This window comes from Paenibacillus sp. 2TAB23 (genome assembly GCF_052115165.1).
Taxonomy (GTDB): domain Bacteria; phylum Bacillota; class Bacilli; order Paenibacillales; family Paenibacillaceae; genus Pristimantibacillus.
The window spans coordinates 26,534-45,352 of record NZ_JBFRGD010000011.1 but is presented as its reverse complement, the minus strand read 5'-3'; the positions used below and the strand labels follow the sequence as shown (position 1 = coordinate 45,352).

General features: G+C 46.3%; 9 protein-coding genes. 7 read left to right on the top strand and 2 right to left on the bottom strand.

Annotated features, from left to right (window positions below):
* The first annotated feature begins 29 nt into the window (after positions 1–29).
* The 3 genes from AB4Z29_RS16790 (at position 30) to AB4Z29_RS16780 (ending at position 2,061) form a co-directional block, all read left to right on the top strand.
* A complete protein-coding gene (locus tag AB4Z29_RS16790) occupies positions 30–512 on the top strand; it encodes a DUF2975 domain-containing protein (protein WP_441944191.1) in 483 nt (160 codons plus the stop codon).
* Between the two features lie 10 nt (positions 513–522).
* Positions 523–747 (top strand): helix-turn-helix domain-containing protein, encoded by a 225-nt coding sequence (locus tag AB4Z29_RS16785; RefSeq protein WP_441944190.1) that lies wholly within the window; start codon positions 523–525, stop codon positions 745–747.
* A gap of 66 nt (positions 748–813) precedes the next feature.
* Positions 814–2,061 carry a DUF4153 domain-containing protein gene (locus AB4Z29_RS16780; protein WP_441944189.1) on the top strand — a complete coding sequence of 416 codons (1,248 nt, stop codon included), beginning with the start codon at positions 814–816 and terminating at the stop codon, positions 2,059–2,061.
* A 166-nt stretch (positions 2,062–2,227) separates the two neighbouring features.
* On the opposite strand, the gene AB4Z29_RS16775 is transcribed toward AB4Z29_RS16780, so the two are convergent.
* On the bottom strand, positions 2,228–7,081 hold the full coding sequence (locus AB4Z29_RS16775; RefSeq protein WP_441944188.1) for an S-layer homology domain-containing protein: 4,854 nt from the start codon (positions 7,079–7,081) through the stop codon (positions 2,228–2,230).
* A gap of 288 nt (positions 7,082–7,369) precedes the next feature.
* Here AB4Z29_RS16775 and AB4Z29_RS16770 point away from each other — a divergent pair, with 288 nt between their 5' ends.
* Both AB4Z29_RS16770 and AB4Z29_RS16765 read left to right on the top strand, forming a co-directional pair.
* Positions 7,370–7,900, top strand: a complete 531-nt coding sequence (locus AB4Z29_RS16770) for an acyltransferase (protein ID WP_441944187.1) — start codon at positions 7,370–7,372, stop codon at positions 7,898–7,900.
* A 207-nt stretch (positions 7,901–8,107) separates the two neighbouring features.
* Positions 8,108–15,397, top strand: coding sequence for an S-layer homology domain-containing protein (locus AB4Z29_RS16765; RefSeq protein WP_441944186.1), 7,290 nt, complete (start codon positions 8,108–8,110; stop codon positions 15,395–15,397).
* Between the two features lie 463 nt (positions 15,398–15,860).
* Here the strand turns inward: AB4Z29_RS16765 and AB4Z29_RS16760 are convergent, their stop codons facing one another.
* On the bottom strand, positions 15,861–16,781 hold the full coding sequence (locus tag AB4Z29_RS16760) for an AraC family transcriptional regulator (RefSeq protein WP_441944185.1): 921 nt from the start codon (positions 16,779–16,781) through the stop codon (positions 15,861–15,863).
* Positions 16,782–16,948: 167 nt separating this feature from the next.
* Between AB4Z29_RS16760 and AB4Z29_RS16755 the strand changes: the two genes are divergently transcribed.
* Together AB4Z29_RS16755 and AB4Z29_RS16750 are read left to right on the top strand one after the other, a co-directional pair.
* Entirely contained in the window at positions 16,949–17,806 is an 858-nt protein-coding gene (locus AB4Z29_RS16755) for a sugar phosphate isomerase/epimerase family protein (RefSeq protein ID WP_441944184.1), read from the top strand.
* On the top strand, positions 17,803–18,807 hold the full coding sequence (locus AB4Z29_RS16750) for a hydroxyacid dehydrogenase (protein WP_441944183.1): 1,005 nt from the start codon (positions 17,803–17,805) through the stop codon (positions 18,805–18,807). Before AB4Z29_RS16755 ends, AB4Z29_RS16750 begins: the two co-directional genes overlap by 4 nt.
* Positions 18,808–18,819 lie beyond the last annotated feature (12 nt).

Below are 18,819 nucleotides of genomic sequence, written 5' to 3'. Positions count from 1 at the left end.
TTAAATTTACGAATAAGTGAGGGCTTTATATGAAACGAGGAACAACATTTTTTTTAAAGGCTGCCGTTATTCTTATTGGAATTCCGGTTCTTGCTTTGTGCGTATTTTTGGTGCCTGAGATCGCGAATTTTGCGGTAGAGCTGTATCCCGATCATCCTTATTTGAAATATCTCGTTTATATGGATATGTATGCGGCTGCGATACCTTTTTACATTGCTCTGTATCAAGCATTTAAGCTTCTAAGCTATATCGATAAGAACATCGCTTTCTCGGAATTATCTGTACGGGCTTTAAAAAGCATAAAATACTGTGCCATTATTATCAGCAGCTTGTATGTGTTAGGACTGCCGCTCTTCTATCTGATAGCGGAGAGAGACGATGCTCCAGGGATCATCGTCATCGGTTTGGTCATGATTTTCACTTCCTTGGTGATTGCTGTTTTTGCTGCTGTTCTCCAAAGGCTTCTACAAGAGGCTATTGCTATAAAATCTGAAAACGATTTGACGGTCTGAGGTGAATAATATGGCGATAATCATTAATATTGATGTAATGTTGGCGAAAAGAAAAATGAGCGTAACGGAGCTTTCGGAGCGGGTCGGAATCACTATGGCTAACCTTTCTATATTGAAAAATGGGAAGGCAAAAGCGATTAGGCTTTCAACCTTAGAGGCAATTTGCAAGGCATTAGACTGCCAGCCTGGAGACATTTTAGAATATAAGCCTGACCAAGACAGCCAGGGACAGTAACCGCTCGTTAAGAAACATTGTAGAGGGAATAGGGCTTACTACGACATTAATTAGAGGAGGCATAGCGTGGGCAATAACAATCTGATTATTGAAAATATGGCTGATCCGCAAACGCTGGAGAGATTGTATAGAAAAGAACCTGAAACCTTTAAAAAGGCATTCTCATATGCCTGGGAGCATAATCCGGATTCGCAGCTTCTTGCTGCATGGCATGAAAGATTGTATTACAAGGAGACTGAACTTACAGAAAAAGCTTCCTTGCCTCTAAAAAATTTCTTATTCATGGGCCTATTAGCCATTCTTGCCGGGATAAGCACCAGAGTCATTTTCCAATTTACCGAACAGGAGGCCATTGCTCCTATTAACCTTATTTTTGGTGTGCTTCCCTTTATCGCAGCTTATTTTGTATATAATAGTAAACCCCAAAAAAACATTATTTACACCATTGCTTTGTTATTTCTAATCTCAGCGTTCTATCTCAATATACTGCCGCTAGAGCTTAAAGACAGTATTATCCTGTCTTATCTTCACCTTCCTATATTCTTATGGGTATTGCTGGGGCTTGCATTTACGGGAAATGAATATGGAAGAGGCCATACAAGATTAGCTTATCTTAAAGGGAATGGAGAGTTCTTCATACTCTATGCTAGCATGGCAATCAGCGGTATGCTGCTAACCGCATTAACCATGCAGTTATTTCGTTTTGTCGGAATGGACATCTCTCAATTTTATTTCAAGAATGTCGTAGTATTTGGTGCTGCCGCTCTCGCTATCGTGGCTGCATACCTGGTATCGGGCAATCTTAAGCTTTCCAAAAATATTGCGCCATATATAGCTAGAATTTTTAGTCCACTTGTACTTGTCACATTGGTTGTCTATTTGATCACGGTTATTTGGGTCGGAAAAAATCCATTTTTGGACCGTAATTTCCTTCTATCCTTTAACGGTATACTCCTTAGTGTGTTGGCGGTCACCATATTTTCCATTACCGAAAGCGGCAAAGACGATAAAAAGAACATTTCTGATTTTATAAATGTTGCCCTTATCGTTGTTGCTCTTATCATTGACAGTGTGGCATTATCGGCCATCGTGTTCAGGCTTTCTTCTTATGGAATAACGCCAAACAGGCTTGCAGTTTTAGGGGTGAACATATTAATCTGGGCCAATTTAGTATGGATTATGATCGCTTATATGCATTTTCTAAAAAACAAAACCAGGTCTTTAACCATCCAAAATGCCGTTACGAAGTATTTGCCGGTCTATGGGCTTTGGGCAGCATTCGTTACATTTACTTTTCCTTTAATTTTCAATTAGAAGGTTCTATCAAGCTTCCCCTTACGGTACACCACAAACAACTTTCCCTGTTTGTTTAGCAAGGAAAAAGCCAAGAAAATACCGGGTTACCAACCGGCATATTTCTTGGCTTTTTTCATGTAAGAATGGTTGAGCTTTGATTCACTTCAATTGCACCAAGATGGTGCTATTGCTTAAATAACAGCTCTTTGCCATCTGGAAGATATGTGTAATAGTGATCCTGTGAAGCTTCTTCAATATGCTCGAATGCCCAGTGAGCAGAAGGCGCATCCGGCCATGTCGGTGTTGGCACGCCTGTAAGCGGTCCTCTTCCGAGCAGGCGGTTCATAATGGTAACAGCCTGCGCACGTGTTACATATTCCTTCAGGCCGAATGAGCCGTCTTCAAAACCAATCATGACTCCCGCTTTGTTTACAGCGGTGATGGCGGATGCAGCCCAATGCTGATCGGATACGTCGTCAAATGTACTAGTAAATGGTCCGTCAAGATCGGCATTTAACCATTTGGCCGCAATCATTGCCATTTCGGCTCTCGTAATGCGATCGTTTGGCCGGAAATTGCCCTGCTTATCACCGATCATTAATCCGATATTTTGTAGCTGCTCGATGTTAGCTGCTGCCCAGAAGCCTTTCGCAACATCCGGGTACAATTTTTGGTATTCGTAATTAGTAGATAGATTTCTGTTGCGGGCTAGTATAGCCGACATTTCCGCTCTCGTGATGGTGTTATTCGGACGGAAATTGCCATCAGGGAAGCCTTTGATATAAGCGATATGATGGCCCGGGTTTGCAATTGTCAGATCGGCGAATGGCTGCAGTGTACCTGACGAACCGCTGCCCGGCGTATAAGATACGGTTGCTTCATAGCCTGCCGGGATAGGGTTTTTCAGCTGAATAATAACTTGATTGCCATCCATTCTAACGTCTTGTATATCCGCTGCCTTCCCGCTGATTTTTACAATAAAACCTGATTTGTCCACCTTGCCGCTGCCGTCAGCTAGATCAAGGTAAATGGTTCCCTCTTTTGAGTCGACGATTGCCTTCTTAATCTGCTCTGTTGGCTTAACTGGCGAAACAACGGCTCCGCCTGTCGCTCGTTCTTTTAATTGGATAACCGAGAAAACGCTAAACTTGTCAATTTCAATCTCTAGCCCGATTGGAGTGGCACCGTTATATACAATGGTGGGGTTCATCACAATCTTTTCTCCATCGCTATGCTCTACAAACACCCGAAGCGAATTCAGGAAGCTGTCTGCATTGCTTGCAGGCAGCGTGATTCCGTTCTTTGCGAACGGTAAGAACAGGGTTGTTGTGTAATCACGATAGTTCGTTTCAACTTCCAGCGAGGAGCCTAATACTTCAACGTCTTTGTTTCCAGCCGCTGTTCTGACTGCTGTTTCCTTTACAATGCCGGTATTTAATTCAGCTTGCTGGCCAGCATCTTTTACTGGAATTAAGCGGAAAAACAAGTCAAGATAACGATCTGCCATTTGGTCAATTACATTTGCCCCAATGGATAAGGTCGCATATTCTGTGCGTATATCCAACGTGTTTTGATTGTTGTTTAACAGTCTTACAGATTGTCCAGGAATTTCAACCGCAATTTCACCGGGCTCATCTCCTATAACCTCATTCACATATATCGTTGAAACCCCGTTTTTTGTTCTAAGATCATTGACAAACCTAGTTGCTGCTGCCGAATCGAAAATAGCTTTGTCTATTTTGATTCCGTTCGATAACGTAACACGATTAATGCCAACCTGCTCATTCACCTCGTCGTCTGAGCCGCCGACTATTTGTACTTGTCGATAATTCTCGATCGTTGTCTTCGTTACGTTCTCAGCCTTGACAATTAACAGGAATGTGCGGGTTTTCGTTACGCCGTTTTTAGAGACAGAAGCGGTGAGTATAACACTCTCATCCTTTGCATGACGATGAACAAGTGTCTCGACCGTTCCATTTGCAGGCAATGAGATTTCAATCGCCTTCGGCTTGTTTGAGGCCCACTCAACCGTTGTGTCATTTGCTCCTGTAGTTATAACGAGTACAGGCAGTGTAACGCTCTCCCATGTATCGTTCGCTTGGTAGCCAATTTGCAAGGCACGCAGCGCATCATCAATTGCTTCGTCTGTCGAGAACTCGACATGTATAAGCAAGGGCTTGCTTTCATATCTGTCTTTTTCCGTTATTGTCACTTGAATTTTGGTTCCAGGCTCGAGCTCAAGCCCTTCGATAACAACGGTTCCCGTCTCCGTTCCGCTATTTACTTCACGTTTCAGTTCCGTACCATTCTCGTCGTAGACGATAATGGTCGCGCCAGCAGGCACCTCTACTACCTTGACGGTGTCATTTGACACACTTGCTTCAACATTTGAACGATCGAGTGATTCACTTTCCGATTTCGCTAGGCTTGAAATCGGTGAGCTTTCCAGCTTCCCAGGTTCTGTAATGGAAACCTTAACCAAGTCACCTTCACCAAGCACATGCGGGGCTCCAATGGTAACTACAACGGTTGCAGTGGAAGTATCTGTGTTGGTGACTGTACCAATTACCTCGCCGTTCTTGTCATAAACGTTTATGGTTGCGCCTGGTGGTACGTCTTTAACAGTTACTGTGTTTTTTGTCGCGTTTGTTTTTACGTTGTCGGTCTCAAGCAGCGAGCTTTCCGATTTCGCTTCGCTCACTACCGGTTTACTTTCCAGATGACCGTTTTCTGTGACCGTGACTTTTACAACGTCGCCTTCAGTAAGGGCGGGTGTCGTTTCAATAGTGACTAGAACGGTTGTTTTCGTTAAGCCTGTATGGGTAGCCGTACCGATGACATCGCCGTTCTGGCCGTATACTAGAATGGTTGCACCCGGCGGTACATCTTTGACTGTTACGGTCTGGTTTGTTGCGTTCGTCTTAACGTTATTTATGTCAAGCACACTATCCAGCTTCGCTTCGTTAGGTACTGGATCACTTTCCAGCTTGCCTGTCTCTGTAATGGTAACTTTTATGATGTCGCCTGCCTCAAGCGTATGAGGTGTTTTAATTTCAACTACGATTTCTGCTTCTGAGCCAGTGTTAGTAGCTGTTCCAATAACGTCGCCGTTCTTGTCATATACGTTGATGGTCGCTCCTGGAGGTACGTCTTTAATCGTTACCGTATTATCGGTGGCGTTTGTTTGAATACTTTCCCCATCCAGCGGGTCGCTCTCCAGCGTTGCTTTGCTTGTAACTCGCTCACTTTCTGTCTTGCCGCCTTCTTCGGTTATCGTAACCTCAATAACATCACCTTCTTGAAGCTTGGTTGGCGAGTCAATAGTGACTACAAGGACTGCTTCGGCATCGCCGTCATTAGTAGCCGTACCGATGAGCTCGTCATCTTCACCATACACATTAACCGTCGAGCCTGGTGGGACGTCTTTAACGGTTACTGTGTTTTTTGGTACATTCGTGACAATTGTCTCTTTTTCAGGCGCGCTGCTGCGCACAATTGGGGTTATTGCTGTTTTATTGCTGATCACTTCCCCATTCTTGGCATATGAAATATCAATTTGGCTAGCTTCAGTTAGGATATCTTTGCCGGCGTCTGTCAATTGCAAGCGAACCGTTCCGTTCGTTACGATTGGAGAAGTCACAATGACTTCATGATTGTCGTCGTATAGTGTTACGGCAACTCCATTCGGAACCCCATCGATGGTCAATATGCCTTTTGTCGTATAGGCTAATACGATATCGTTCGCCACAGGCGTCGTGGTCTTAACCGCCGAAGTTTGCGCGGAGGTGCCTCCGTTACGGGTGACTACGGTAATGGTGTTGCTGCCGTCCTGCAAATGACTTGATTCATTGAAGGTATATACGAGTTCGCCTTCACTGTTTGTACGGTATTCGCCATCTATTAATTGGTTATTAACGTAGATATCAACCTGTTCATTAGGCAGATTATCACTGCTGCTAATTCCTTTTACCTTGATATCAATACCGGTCTGCGTTCCACTATCCGAGGAGAATACTTTATTGATTGTAACTGCACTTGGTCCTTGCTTATAATCTCCGTTCGGGTCTAGCCCTCCCTCGACGTAAGAATTTTTGAAGTACCACGCCAAAATATCATGATGGGAGTTGGCTCCTCCCGTACTTGCACCAAAGCCTACATATACCTCTTTGTTCATAAGGGACATGCCGACGTTACGTTCCAGTGATCTGTTATTTGCATTAGCTCGATTATCACTTAGACCATAAGTTGTGGTAAGAAGGCCATCTTCATTGTAATCAACCCAAACATGAACGTAAGCATTGCTTACACCGTAATCGTACAAACGAAATTTGGCGCCTTGCAAATTATCAATTACGTCACCGCTGCCCTGTTGGTGATGGTTGTCGCCATTCATAACAATAGCGACATGATCAGCAGTAGGAGCGTTTGGATTGGTTATCGGATGATATTGATTCAAGCGATTAAAAGGGGTGTTGGGGTCATTGTATTGAATCCCCTTATGAGGTCCGAGGTTTTTCCACGTATCGAACTCTACACCTACGGAATTTGGAATACCGGCATAGCCTACTCCTTCGCCTACCCCGCCTAGAACAGGTGTAGGGTTATCCTGAATAATAAAGGTTAGTCCATCAGCGGGTCCGGGAAAACCAGTATTATTCAGAGAAGTGCTTCCATTCAAATGCATGACAAAATAAGTACTAAAGCCGCCGTCAAGCTTAATCTTATTTGTTCGAACGACGATGCCGCTTGAATCATTTGTTACCGGCACTACTCTTAATCGTCCGCCCGCTGTTGTAGCGGCGTTATTTCGACCAGGGATAGCCGGGAAGTTCAGTACTCTTGTCGAATCATTAGATACAACGGCAGCAGCACCGGTGTGCGCAAATTGTTGCCAGCCCACATAGATTGGCAGCGAGTCCGACTCTGAATCCGCCAGTGCAGGCGTAATCGGTGCAGCCGTGAGCACTAAAATAAAGGAAATGACAACCAATAAAAACTTTTTGACGAATGAATCTTTGCCTGAATGTGCAACGTGCATGATTTTTCCTCCTGATTGTTATCAACAATTTGTAAAAACAAATACTATTTTAGACAATCATAATTCTAACAAATGGTATTAAACAATTTCTAAACAAAAAAGCATCCTGTAAATTTCAGTTATTTCCAGCAAGAATGATTGCAGCAGCAAGGGCTTCTCTTCAACACATAGCGAGTTAAGATACTTTATTATAAATTATTCATTTCGAATAACTATAACGATATATATTCGTTATTTCTGATATAATATTCGAAAAGCGAACTTTTTTTGTGGAATGGGAGGATTTATATGAGGTTTAATACTGTACTGTACCAGCTCAAAGGATTCTACAAATTCGGGAATACCGTTCCAAAGCTGCGCGGCAAAGTGTTTGTTAATCGAACAGGTGCGATCGAGGTCGGTAGAGGCCTTTCCATCGTAGGACACCCATGGGCCGTTCAAATAACGAGCACCAAAGGCGCGAAGCTAACGATTGGGGATCATGTCTATATTAATGCAGGCGTTGGCATCGCAGCTAATAAGGAAATTACTATTGGCGATCATGTTAAAATAGGTCCAAGAACGAGCATTTTCGACAGCAATTACCATCGCATGGATAGCGCCGATAAAGGCGAGCTTAGCAAAAAAATAACGATAGGCAACAATGTCTGGATTGGAGCCGACTGCACCATTCTTCCTGGCGTCACAATCGGCGATAACTCGGTTATTGCAGCTAAAAGCACCGTTAACAAAAACGTACCCAGCAACGTGCTCGCAGGGGGAAGCCCCGCTAAGGTGATTCGCGAGCTGGAGATCGAAGAGGGCTGGGTTCGGGAATAACGGTTTTTTATACATACAACCCAATGACCACAGTGACGCGACGTACGAGGCATGACCAATAAAAATAGACAAAAACCGCGAAGCCTTCTGCTACGCGGTTTTTGTCTATTTATGACCGGATTTTTCATTATTCTTTTATTAGGCTGTAGTAGACTTGACTTAGATTGTGGCAAGGGACGTACAGAGTTAAGAGGAGTGAAGGTAGATATGTTCAAGAGGGCGTTATTAAAAAGATATACGGTTCGTTTATTACTGGGTTTGATGATCGTTTCATCGACGCCATTTTCATCTTTATTCACGTTACCTGTGCTAGCCAACGGACCAGACGGTACCGATGGTTGGACGGAATGTGCAGCAGAGCGAACAGCCTGTACATTTTCAGGGACCAAAGAAGTACGATTCTGGGGAATCGGCACGCCGGCAATACCCGCTAATTATGGCTTTACTTCTCAATTGTTGACTGGCGGGACCCTCTGTACATCCGCTGCTTTCGGCAATATTGATCCTACTCCTGGAACGAGTAAAAAGTGCTACTACCGTGATGTGCAGCTTGATAGCAAAGTGACGTCCATGGCTAGTGGAGGCGATAGAAAAGTGACCTTTTCATTCCATGTTTATGCCATACAGGCTGGCACTTTAGAAGATTTGAAGAGTAAGATTACAGTGAAAAGAACGGGTGAAGCAGCCTATTCAGCTCTCGGCACCCAAGATACTGTTGCGAACCCAACATCTACCGCGACGTCGAGTACGCTTGAAATCAACTTTGAAGACGCATTAGTCGGTTCGGACAACGAGATACGGATAGCTCCTGGAGCGTTCAAAAATAGCAACGGCGATCCGATAGAAGTATCGGTGACGTCTTCCGTAACAGGCGAAGCGCCAGACGGCAGCCTTGGCTGGACGAATTGTACTCCGTTATACGGCTTCTGTAACTTTAACGAGACGAAGGAAGTACGATTATGGGGAACCGGTGCTCCGGCTGTACCCGCTGATTATGATTATGTATCTAAAATTAGTACGTACAGTACGTATTGTGCCGTTTCTGAATTCGGCGGCATCGATCCTGCTTTTGGAACGGATAAACGGTGTTACTACCGTGACGTTCAGCTGGATAGTGCAGTGACGACGACCATGAGCGGCCCTAATAATAAAGCGATATTGACCTTTCATACGTATGCCAAACAAACGGGCACGCTGGATGATTTAAAGGATAAGATTTCTGTGAAAAAAACAGGCGAGGCTGGCTTCACGGCTCTAGGCGCTAAAGATACGGTTGCAAATCCAACCTCTACGGCTGCGTCGAGTACGCTTGTCATCAAATTTAAGGATACGTTAGTCGGTCCGGGGAATACCATCCAAATAGCGCCTGGGGCTTTCAAGGACAGCAATGGCCAACCGATTCATTTGCCGGTCACTGTTTCAATAACGACTTTACCAACTGGACCAGACGGTAGCCCGGGTTGGACGGATTGTGGTGATGAAGGCGGGAATTGTTCTTTTCGAGGGACGAAAGAAGTGCGATTGTGGGGGATAGGTCCTAATTATGGCTACCTCACTCATATATTTAGAGATGTTACGGATAGTCCGAGATGCCAGACGTACTTTATTGGCAATTATGATCCTGCACCAGGCTCTCCGAAAAGATGTTACTTCCGTGATGTCCAGCTGGATAGTGAAATGAAAACAGTCGTTAGCGGACTCAATAACAAGGTAAAATTCACATTTAATTTATACGCCATACAGGCCGGCACAAACGAAGACTTGAAGCGTAAAATTATGATTAAACGAACAGGTGACTCTGCCTATACAGCGCTAGATAGCGAGGATACCGTTGCCAATCTGACCTCGACGACTGCTTCTAGTACCCTCGAAATTAACTTTAAGGATCCGCTAGTTGGATCTGGGAACGCCATTCAGATCGCTCCTGAAGCATTCAAGGATAACAAGGGCGAGCTCATAGATATATCGATTACTTCTGCACTCAAGGAGACTCTTGCCCTAGGCGCTGCACCAGATGGCAGCCCGGGTTGGACATTCTGTGCCGTAGAGAATGGCATTTGCAGCTTCACAGGAAGGAAAGAAGTACGCTTCTGGGCAACCGACCAACCTGATAAGTTTCAATCAATCGTAAGCACAAGTGATACGGCATGTACGCCAGCTTCTTTCGCTAATCGTGATCCGGCATCGGATTCCGCCAAAAGGTGTTATTATCGTGACGTTCAGCTTGATAATAATGTGATGACGGCCGTCAGCGGAAGCAATACGAAAGTGAAGGTCACGTTCAACACCTACGCCGTTCAAGCTGGAGCCTTAGAAGATTTGAAAAGGAAAATAACGATTAAAAAAACAGGTGATTCGGCCTACACAGCGCTGGATACCGAAGATACACTTGCAAATGTAACCTCTTCGGCTACTTTGAGTACATTCGAAATAAATATGAAGAACCCGTTAGTTGGGACGGAGAACACGATACGGATAGCTTCCAACGCATTCAAAGATAGTAATGGCGATTTCATCGACATAGCGGTGAATGCCATTATAGTAGGCGTTATTCCAGACGGCAGTCCTGGTTGGACGTATTGTGCTGCGGATGGCGGGAATTGCAGCTTTGAAGGGCCGAAAGAAGTGAGATACTGGGGAATTGGCACGCCAGAGCCTAATTATGGCTTTCGTTCCAAAGTCGTATCGGGAGGTACGGCGTGTACAATGGCTGCCTTCGGCAATAGTGATCCTGCCTATGGAACAGCAAAAGCGTGTTATTACCGGGATGTCCAGCTGGATTATAACGTGTCAACCGCCGTTGGCGGGCGGAATAATAAAGTGACATTCACCTTTAATACGTATGCGATACAAGCTGGCACCTTAGAAGATTTGAAAAATCATATTGCTGTTAAAAAAACAGGTGAAGCTGTCTATGCAGCGCTGAGTCCAGAGGATGTAGTAGCCAATAGAATATCTTCGCCTACGTCGAGTACGATTGAAATCACCTTCAAGGACACGCTAGTCGGTTCAGACAACGCTATACGGATTCTTCCTGGAGCATTCAAGGATCTAAATGGCGACTCTATCGACATAGCGATTACGTCTACTATAACGTTGTTAGGTCTCGGACCGGACGGTAGCGGAGGGTGGACGAATTGTGCTGTGGATGGCGGGAGATGCAGTTTTGTAGGGATGAAAGAAGTGAGATTCTGGGGAATAGGTATGCCTGCTGTTCCCGCTAATTATGGCTTTAGCTCACAAATCAATACAAGCTTTGCGACGTGCTCCATGGCAGCTTTCGGCGGTATCGATCCTGCACCTGGAACGTCTAAAAATTGTTACTACCGTGATGTCCAGCTAGATAGTGCGGTAAAAACAGCCGTAAGCGGGCCCAATAATAAAGTGAAAATGACATTTTATACGTATGCGATTCAGGCTGGCACTTTAGAAGAATTGAAGAATAAGATTACGGTTAAACGAGCAGGAGAGACCGTTTTTAAAGCGTTAGGTGCAGCAGATACAGTTGTAAACCTAACATCTTCGGCTGTAAGTACGCTGGAAATTTATTTTAAGGAACCGTTAACGGGTTCAGACAATGCGATACAAATCGCTTCGGGAGCCTTCAAGGATAGCAATGGCAAGACCATTGACATTTCGGTGACATCTCCTTTAACGCTATTACCCGCAGCGCCAGACGGCAGCTTGGGTTGGACGTATTGTGCGGAAGAAAACCAATTTTGCGGCTTTGCCGGCAAGAAAGAAGTGAGATATTGGGGAATCGGTACGCCTGCTGTACCTGCTAACTACGGCTTTAGATCCCAAATTGCTACCGATGTTAAAGCTTGCTCAAAGGCTGCATTCGGTAATGTTGATCCTGCATATGGCACGACGAAAAGATGTTACTATCGTGATATACAGCTTGATAATAACGTAAAGACAGTGATTAGCGGGCTCAACACGAAAGTTACTTTTACATTCAATACGTATGCCATTCAGGCTGGATCTTTAGCGGATTTGAAGAGTAAGATTACCGTTAAAAGAAATGGTTCTTCAACCTACACAGCGCTAGATGCAGAAGACATGGTTGCGAATCCAACATCGTCAGCTGACTTGAGCACGCTTGAGATCAACTTCAAAGACATGTTAGTTGGTTCCGGAAATTCGATACAAGTAGCTCCTGGAGCATTCGAGGATAGCAATGGCTTGACGATCAACATAACCATTACATCCTCTTTAACATTGCTGCCAACTGCACCAGATGGCACCTTTGATTGGACAGATTGTGCCGCGGAGAATGGAAATTGTAGTTTTTCAGGGACGAAAGAGGTGAGATACTGGGGAATAGGCGCACCTACTGTACCGGCTAATTATGGCTATTTATCTAAAGTCGTTACGAATGGTATCAGATGTAACCGGGATGCGTTCGGAGGCATGGATCCTGCGCCAGATACCTATAAAAAGTGCTACTACCGCGCAGTTCAGCTGGATAGCTCAGTGAATTCACTCGTAAGTGAACGCCATAATAAAGTGACGGTTACCTTTCATACGTTTGCCGTCGAGGCTGGCACTTTAGATGCGTTGAAGAGTAAGATTACGGTTAAAAGAGCAGGCCAGACAACCTATTCAGCGCTAGGCTCAGAGGATACAGTTGAGATCCTATCATCTACAGCTGACGCGAGCATGCTTGAAATCAACTTTAAGGATGCATTGATTGGATCGGGTAACCATTTACTGATCGCTGCAGGAGCATTCAAGGACAGCAATGGCCAGCCCATCGGCATATCGGTATCATCCCCTTTAACAATGCCATTGGAGATAAATGCGGTGACTGCTGCCGATACTGCCATTACAGGTACAGCGGAAGCTGGCTCAACGGTAACGGTAAGCGCGGATGCACACCTATTGGGAACAGCAGTCGTAACGGATGGTATGTTCGCCATACCAATTGCCGCTCAAACCGCAGGTAAGACGCTTGTGATAATCGCCAAGCATGCAGCAAACAATGTAAGCTTAACATCGACTGTAACGGTAACAGCCGATATCACATCACCAACAGCACCTTTAGTGAACGAAGTAAATATTGAAGATGCATTCGTAACAGGCTCAGCGGAGGCGGGTTCCACGGTAAAGGTGAAAGCAGGGGCAAGCTTACTTGGAACTGCCTTAGCAGCACTAGATGGAGCCTACTCTGTACCGGTTGCAGCTCAAGCAGCAGGCACGCAGCTTACGGTTACGGCAACGGATGCAGGGCTAAACGAAAGTTTACCTACCCATGTAATCGTAGAGCAGACGGATACACAAGCGGTATCCGCTGCGATCAAGGCGCTGGCAATTACTTATGGCGGCAGTGATGTAGCAGCGAATGTAACGCATGATGTAGGCTTGCCAGCAACAGGAATAAATGAAACGACAGTAATGTGGGCATCTAACCATACCGCAATTAACGCCACGACTGGTGTGGTAACACGTCCTTCACATACAACGGGCAATACGACGGTAACGTTAACTGCGAAGGTCAGCAAAGGCGAAGCAAGCGAGACTAGAGCATTCACGCTGATTGTGGCTGCGGAAGCAGCAGGCAATAACGCAGATTTGAGAGGCTTGCATGTAAGCAGCGGAGCATGGATCGAAAGGTTAGACGCGGCAGTAACGAGCTATACGCTGAGCGTTCCGAACAGCATCGCGAGTCTAACGGTTACGCCAACGGTGGCAGATGAGACGGCGAATGTGAAAGTAAACGGAGCGATTGTTGCAAGCGGAGAGCTGAGCGCAGCGATTCCTTTGGATGTAGGGACGAATACCATTATCGTAGGCGTAACCGCCCAGGATGGCATGACTACGAAAACCTACAGGATCCAAGTCACAAGGGTCAGCGACGAAGCCTTGCTGTCGGGTCTGACTATTGATCAAGGCACATTAACGTTTGAGCCGTCTAAACTTGTTTATCGAGTAGATGTTGCGAGCACGGTTACGAGTCTTCTTTGGACCGTTACCAAAGCCAATCCCAACCAAACTCTGACGGTTACAGGGTTGACTTCCCATTCTACTTCTATAAGTGGCAATGTATACGCTTATACCGTACCTAGCTTAAATGAGGGAGCTAATTTGATCAACATTCAGGTAACAGCGGAAGATGGTATAGCGATGAATACGTATCAATTGATCGTGAACCGAGCTCCGGTTGTACCGGTAGCCAGCGGCAATGCTGACCTTAGCGCTATCTTGTTATCGAGCGGAGTGCTTAGTCCAATCTTCGCTTCTGGTATAACAACCTACACATCTAGTGTGGGGAATGACATATCGCGTATAACGGTAACGGGAAGCGTATATGAAAGCAATGCGACGATGGACGTAAACGGTATTTCCACAGCAAGTGGACTAGCGAGCGGAGCGATTAGCTTGCGTGTTGGTCCCAATCCCATCTTTCTTGTTGTTACTGCGCAAGATGGGACCGTCAAGACGTATACCGTGATAGTGACACGAGGTGACAGCACACCAGTCGTTGTCCCTGATGACAGCCATACATCGCCGCCAATTCATACGACTGTTACCTCTACAAATGGGAATTTGACGTTGTCGATTGGTCAAACGGGCGAAGTTAGTTTGAACCAAGAGGTTATAATCTCGATTCCGCCGGATGCTTCAGCCAAAGAACTCAAGATTACGATAGAAAAAGTATTACATACACAACAGCTAGTCACGGATAAAGAAATTCTAGCGAGCCCAGTCTTCGAAATTCTGAAAAACTACACGGAGAATTTCAGTAAGCCGATAACGCTGACCTTCGCTTTCAACAAAGCTAGTTTGCAAAGCGGTCAAACAGCAGCAGTGTTTTATTATGACGAAGTCCACAAGATGTGGGTGGAGGTTCCAGGCGGTACGATCAATGGGAATCAAATCAGCGTAACGGTGAACCATTTTACAAAATACGCCGTATTTGCAGTGGGGAAAGCAGTTGTTGCAGCAGCGAATTTTAGTGATATAGCTGGACACTGGGGAGAGGCAATGATTAAGCAAGCGGTGGAGAATGGCATCGTTTCGGGTTATCCGAATGACACATTCAAGCCGAATCGTAATGTGACGCGTGCGGAATTTGCAGTCATGCTGATGAATACCCTGAAGCCGCAAGGGGAAGGCGCGAAGCTGAATTTCACAGATGGCGCGGATATCGGGGCTTGGGCACAGGCAGCGATTTCGCTCGCAGTGCGAGAAGGCTGGATGAACGGCTATGACGATGGCAGTTTCCGTCCGAGCGCTGAGATTATGCGTGCAGAGATGGCCGTGGTGATCGCAGGCGCTCTAGATATGACAGTCGATGCGAATGCAGCAACTCATTTTGCAGATGAGACAGACATTCCATTATGGGCAAAAAGCAGCGTTACTGCCGTACGGCAAGCGGGTATCATGCAAGGCAAGGACGCTGGGCAATTCGCGCCGCAAGATCGGGCAACAAGAGCCGAGGCCGTGACGGTTTTGCTAAAGCTTAAGTCACAGAGGAGCAACGGAAGTCAATAAATGTTGGATAAGAGGCTGTTATCGTAGAGAATTTTAGTCTTTCAAAAAAAGATTTTTTGTACTTTGATCGTACTGAGAAAAAAATCTGTATTAAAAGGGAGACGAGAGCCCTCGCCTCCCTGGCAAAAATCGTTTCTCCATGATCTCATCGATGAACTGAATAAACGCATCAAACGGACTCCGAACACATAGCAACTCCGATTCTGAAAGTACGTCCGTTATTTGGACCATAGAACAAACAACCGAAGAACACGTTATTAGTCTATAACAACAAATACAATCAGCCGGCGAGATACACTCTCGACCGGTTATTTTTTATTCCAAGAACTCTAAGCACCTTGGCGAACGAAGCCCTTGCTTCGTTTATGATTTTAGCTTCTGTTTGTGGTTAGAAGTAAAGCTTTAGGTAGAAATATAGCAGCTCCTCGAGATGTAACCTGGAGCGCCAAGCCATTCATGAAATTCAAGGCGACAGCTCACCTGAGCCTGATCTGCGGTAATCGCCAGGAGTGACGCCTGTATGCTTCTTGAAGGTGCGGTTGAAGTGACTGATATGGTTATAGCCCACTCGCGTAGCAATCTCAGATATGCTTAGACCGGTTTCGGTCAGCAGCCCCATGGAAGCCTGCATGCGGATATAAGAAAGCAGCTCGATATAGGATTTGCCCTGAATCAACTTCAACATATAGCTGAAATAGGAGGGGGCCATTAGCGCTTTCGCCGCTACCGCCTCAAGGTGAAGATCCTCATCGTAATGAGTCTGCATATAAGTTATTGCCTCGTAAAAGGCTTCCCGGTGCTGAGCTACTTTCTGGCGCTCCTGCTGGCCTTGGGTTTGAACATATCGTTTGTACTGCCGGCCTATAATGACAAGGAGTCGTAACAGCTCAGCTTTAATCGCCAGGCGGTAGCCTTCCTCGCGTTCCTCCCATTCGTTCAAGAGCACGCCAAGCAGGCTTTCCACGACCGATTGGGTTGCAGGTGGCAAGGTGATTTTGGGCATAAGATCCGACTCCGAGATTAGAGGTCGAATATAGGCGAAGTCAACAAATGTTTGCATTTGCGTCATATCGCGCAGATTCTCATTGACGGCATGCGGCATGAAGTCGACCTGAATTAGGACAAAATCCATATCGTCTCTGGGATCCACCCGATGCTCCTGGTAAGGTGGAATCGAGAAAAGATCGCCTTTGGTCAGCACATAATGCCGGCCTGCCGCGAAGTGCAGACAGCTGCCTGACAGCATATAACATAACTGCAGATGCTCATGTGCATGCAGAATCGTATTCATTGTTGAGCGGCTGCGGCTTTCAATTTTGAAAGGAAATTGTTCATCCAGCATTTCTTTGTAGGCATATATCGGGTAATCAGAGTTCTCCGGCATCGTATCCTCCGCGATTGGAATCCATCCAGTATTTCTCTCTCATCCTTAAGATACACGGAATCACGTAATTGTTCAAAGAATACGTGGAAAAAGGAAAGCGCTCTCTAAAACCGACTGTCATAATGAATGTAAGCATTCGAACATAAGAGCACTGGAGGGGGAGCAGTATGCAGCGTCTGGCATTCAGTACGATTCCTTGTGAGGGCTGGACCCTCGAGGAAATCGTGGCTGCGGCAAAGGAAGCCGGATTTCAAGGTCTGGAGCTTAGGGAAGGCGAGGCTTGGTCCATCCATACCGGTCTGACCCCAGTAGAGCGGATGAAGGCTCTTGAAACCGTGAAGGAAGCGGGTTTGACCATCACCGATATCGGCTCCGGCGTATGCTTTACAGGGAGCGAAGGGGATGCGGAGCAATTTCGTCACTTTCAGAAGGTCGCAGCCTTGGCTCATGATTTGGAGGCTCGGGGAGTACGAGTATTCCTTGGGTATTTCACTTATCGAAGAGACCAGCAGGTCCCGGATATTCCCTATGAAAACCTGGTGAAGCAGCTTCAGCAGGCATGCGATTATTCGGCTGCTCACGGTGTGCAGTTATGGATTGAAACGCATAATGAATTCTCTACCGGCCGCGTCTTGCGAAAGCTGCTGGATGACGTGAACAGGGACAATTGTTTGGTCATCTATGATGTCATACATCCTCTGGAGGAGGGGGAATCGCCAGCGGATACGATTGCGCTTCTGGGATCGCAGTGTGTTCATGTTCATGTCAAAGACGGTATTCCCGTTGAAGATCCAATGGTGACGAATTGGAAATATACGAAAATAGGAGAGGGACAAATTCCTATTGCTTCTATAATAGAGCTTCTGGAGGAATCAGGGTACACCGGCTATTATTCGCTTGAATGGGAGACCAAATGGAGGAGTGAGCTGCAAGTGCCCGGCATGGAGCCCGATATCATTTTTCCGCATTACACAGCCTATATGTTTAATCTTCTCCAAAACGATGAGAAACGAGGTACTGCATGATGAGAACATTAGTGACAATCGCCGACGCCGGTCTGCGTGAGATGTTTTGGCAAGATCAGGTGCTGAGCAAGCTGGAAATGGTTTCTGTGGTTGATTTTGTTACGTTGGATGTGCGGTTCACAAGTGAGCAGTTGGCCGAAAAAATTGGTGAATATGATGCGTGCATCACGTCTTGGGGCTCGCCATTCTTCACGCCGGAGGTGCTTGCACGGGCAGGCAAGCTTAAATTCATTGGGCATGGAGCTGGAAGCGTCGCCTCCATTGTTAGCGATGATGTGTTCGCGACACCTATAGCGGTAACGTCTGCGAATAAGGTGTTGGCGCATTCCACCGCGGAGTGTGCGGTTTCGCTGATGTTCGCTGGAGCGTGGAACCACGCAGGATATAGCGCAGGAGTGAAGCGTGGTCAGTGGAGCGTCAATAATAGAGAAACCGTGCTAGGCGTTACCAGGCGGGTCATAGGTTTAGTCGGTTATGGCGAAATTTCCAAACAAGTCATTCGGATGCTGCAGCCCTTCGCCACGACAATTCTACTTTACTCCAGCTATTGCCAGCCCTCGGAGGCGGAAGCGCTGGGTGTAGAGCTCTGCGGGTTGAACGAGCTGTTCGAACGCAGCGACATCGTTTCGCTGCATAATACGTGGACGCCGCGGACACAGGGTATGATTGGCGCGGAGCAGCTGAGGCGGCTGCGGGACGGCGGACTCTTCGTCAATACGTCACGCGGCCCGATCGTGAACGAGGAAGCTCTTGTCGCTGAGCTGCGGACAGGCCGAATTTCGGCTGCAATCGACGTGTACGACCAGGAACCGCTCCCAGCGAGCCACGAGTTACTGTCTATGCCTAATGTGCTATGTTTGCCGCATATCGGCGGATATCATGGGCTGCTCAAACGAGAACTTTGCGATTTCATTGTCGATGAGCTGGGGAGGTTCGCAGCAGGCGAGCCGCTGCAGGGTAAGGTCTCGCTTGAGCATTTCCTCAGGTTGACACCAAGATGAAGTCCAACATGA

Bases quoted from the DNA above. Each gene is read 5' to 3' on its own strand.
- AB4Z29_RS16790 (WP_441944191.1), top strand. From the start codon at position 30: ATGAAACGAGGAACAACATTTTTTTTAAAGGCTGCCGTTATTCTTATT.
- AB4Z29_RS16785 (WP_441944190.1), top strand. From the start codon at position 523: ATGGCGATAATCATTAATATTGATGTAATGTTGGCGAAAAGAAAAATG.
- AB4Z29_RS16775 (WP_441944188.1), bottom strand. From the start codon at position 7,081: ATGCACGTTGCACATTCAGGCAAAGATTCATTCGTCAAAAAGTTTTTA.
- AB4Z29_RS16770 (WP_441944187.1), top strand. From the start codon at position 7,370: ATGAGGTTTAATACTGTACTGTACCAGCTCAAAGGATTCTACAAATTC.
- AB4Z29_RS16765 (WP_441944186.1), top strand. From the start codon at position 8,108: ATGTTCAAGAGGGCGTTATTAAAAAGATATACGGTTCGTTTATTACTG.
- AB4Z29_RS16760 (WP_441944185.1), bottom strand. From the start codon at position 16,781: ATGCCGGAGAACTCTGATTACCCGATATATGCCTACAAAGAAATGCTG.
- AB4Z29_RS16755 (WP_441944184.1), top strand. From the start codon at position 16,949: ATGCAGCGTCTGGCATTCAGTACGATTCCTTGTGAGGGCTGGACCCTC.
- AB4Z29_RS16750 (WP_441944183.1), top strand. From the start codon at position 17,803: ATGATGAGAACATTAGTGACAATCGCCGACGCCGGTCTGCGTGAGATG.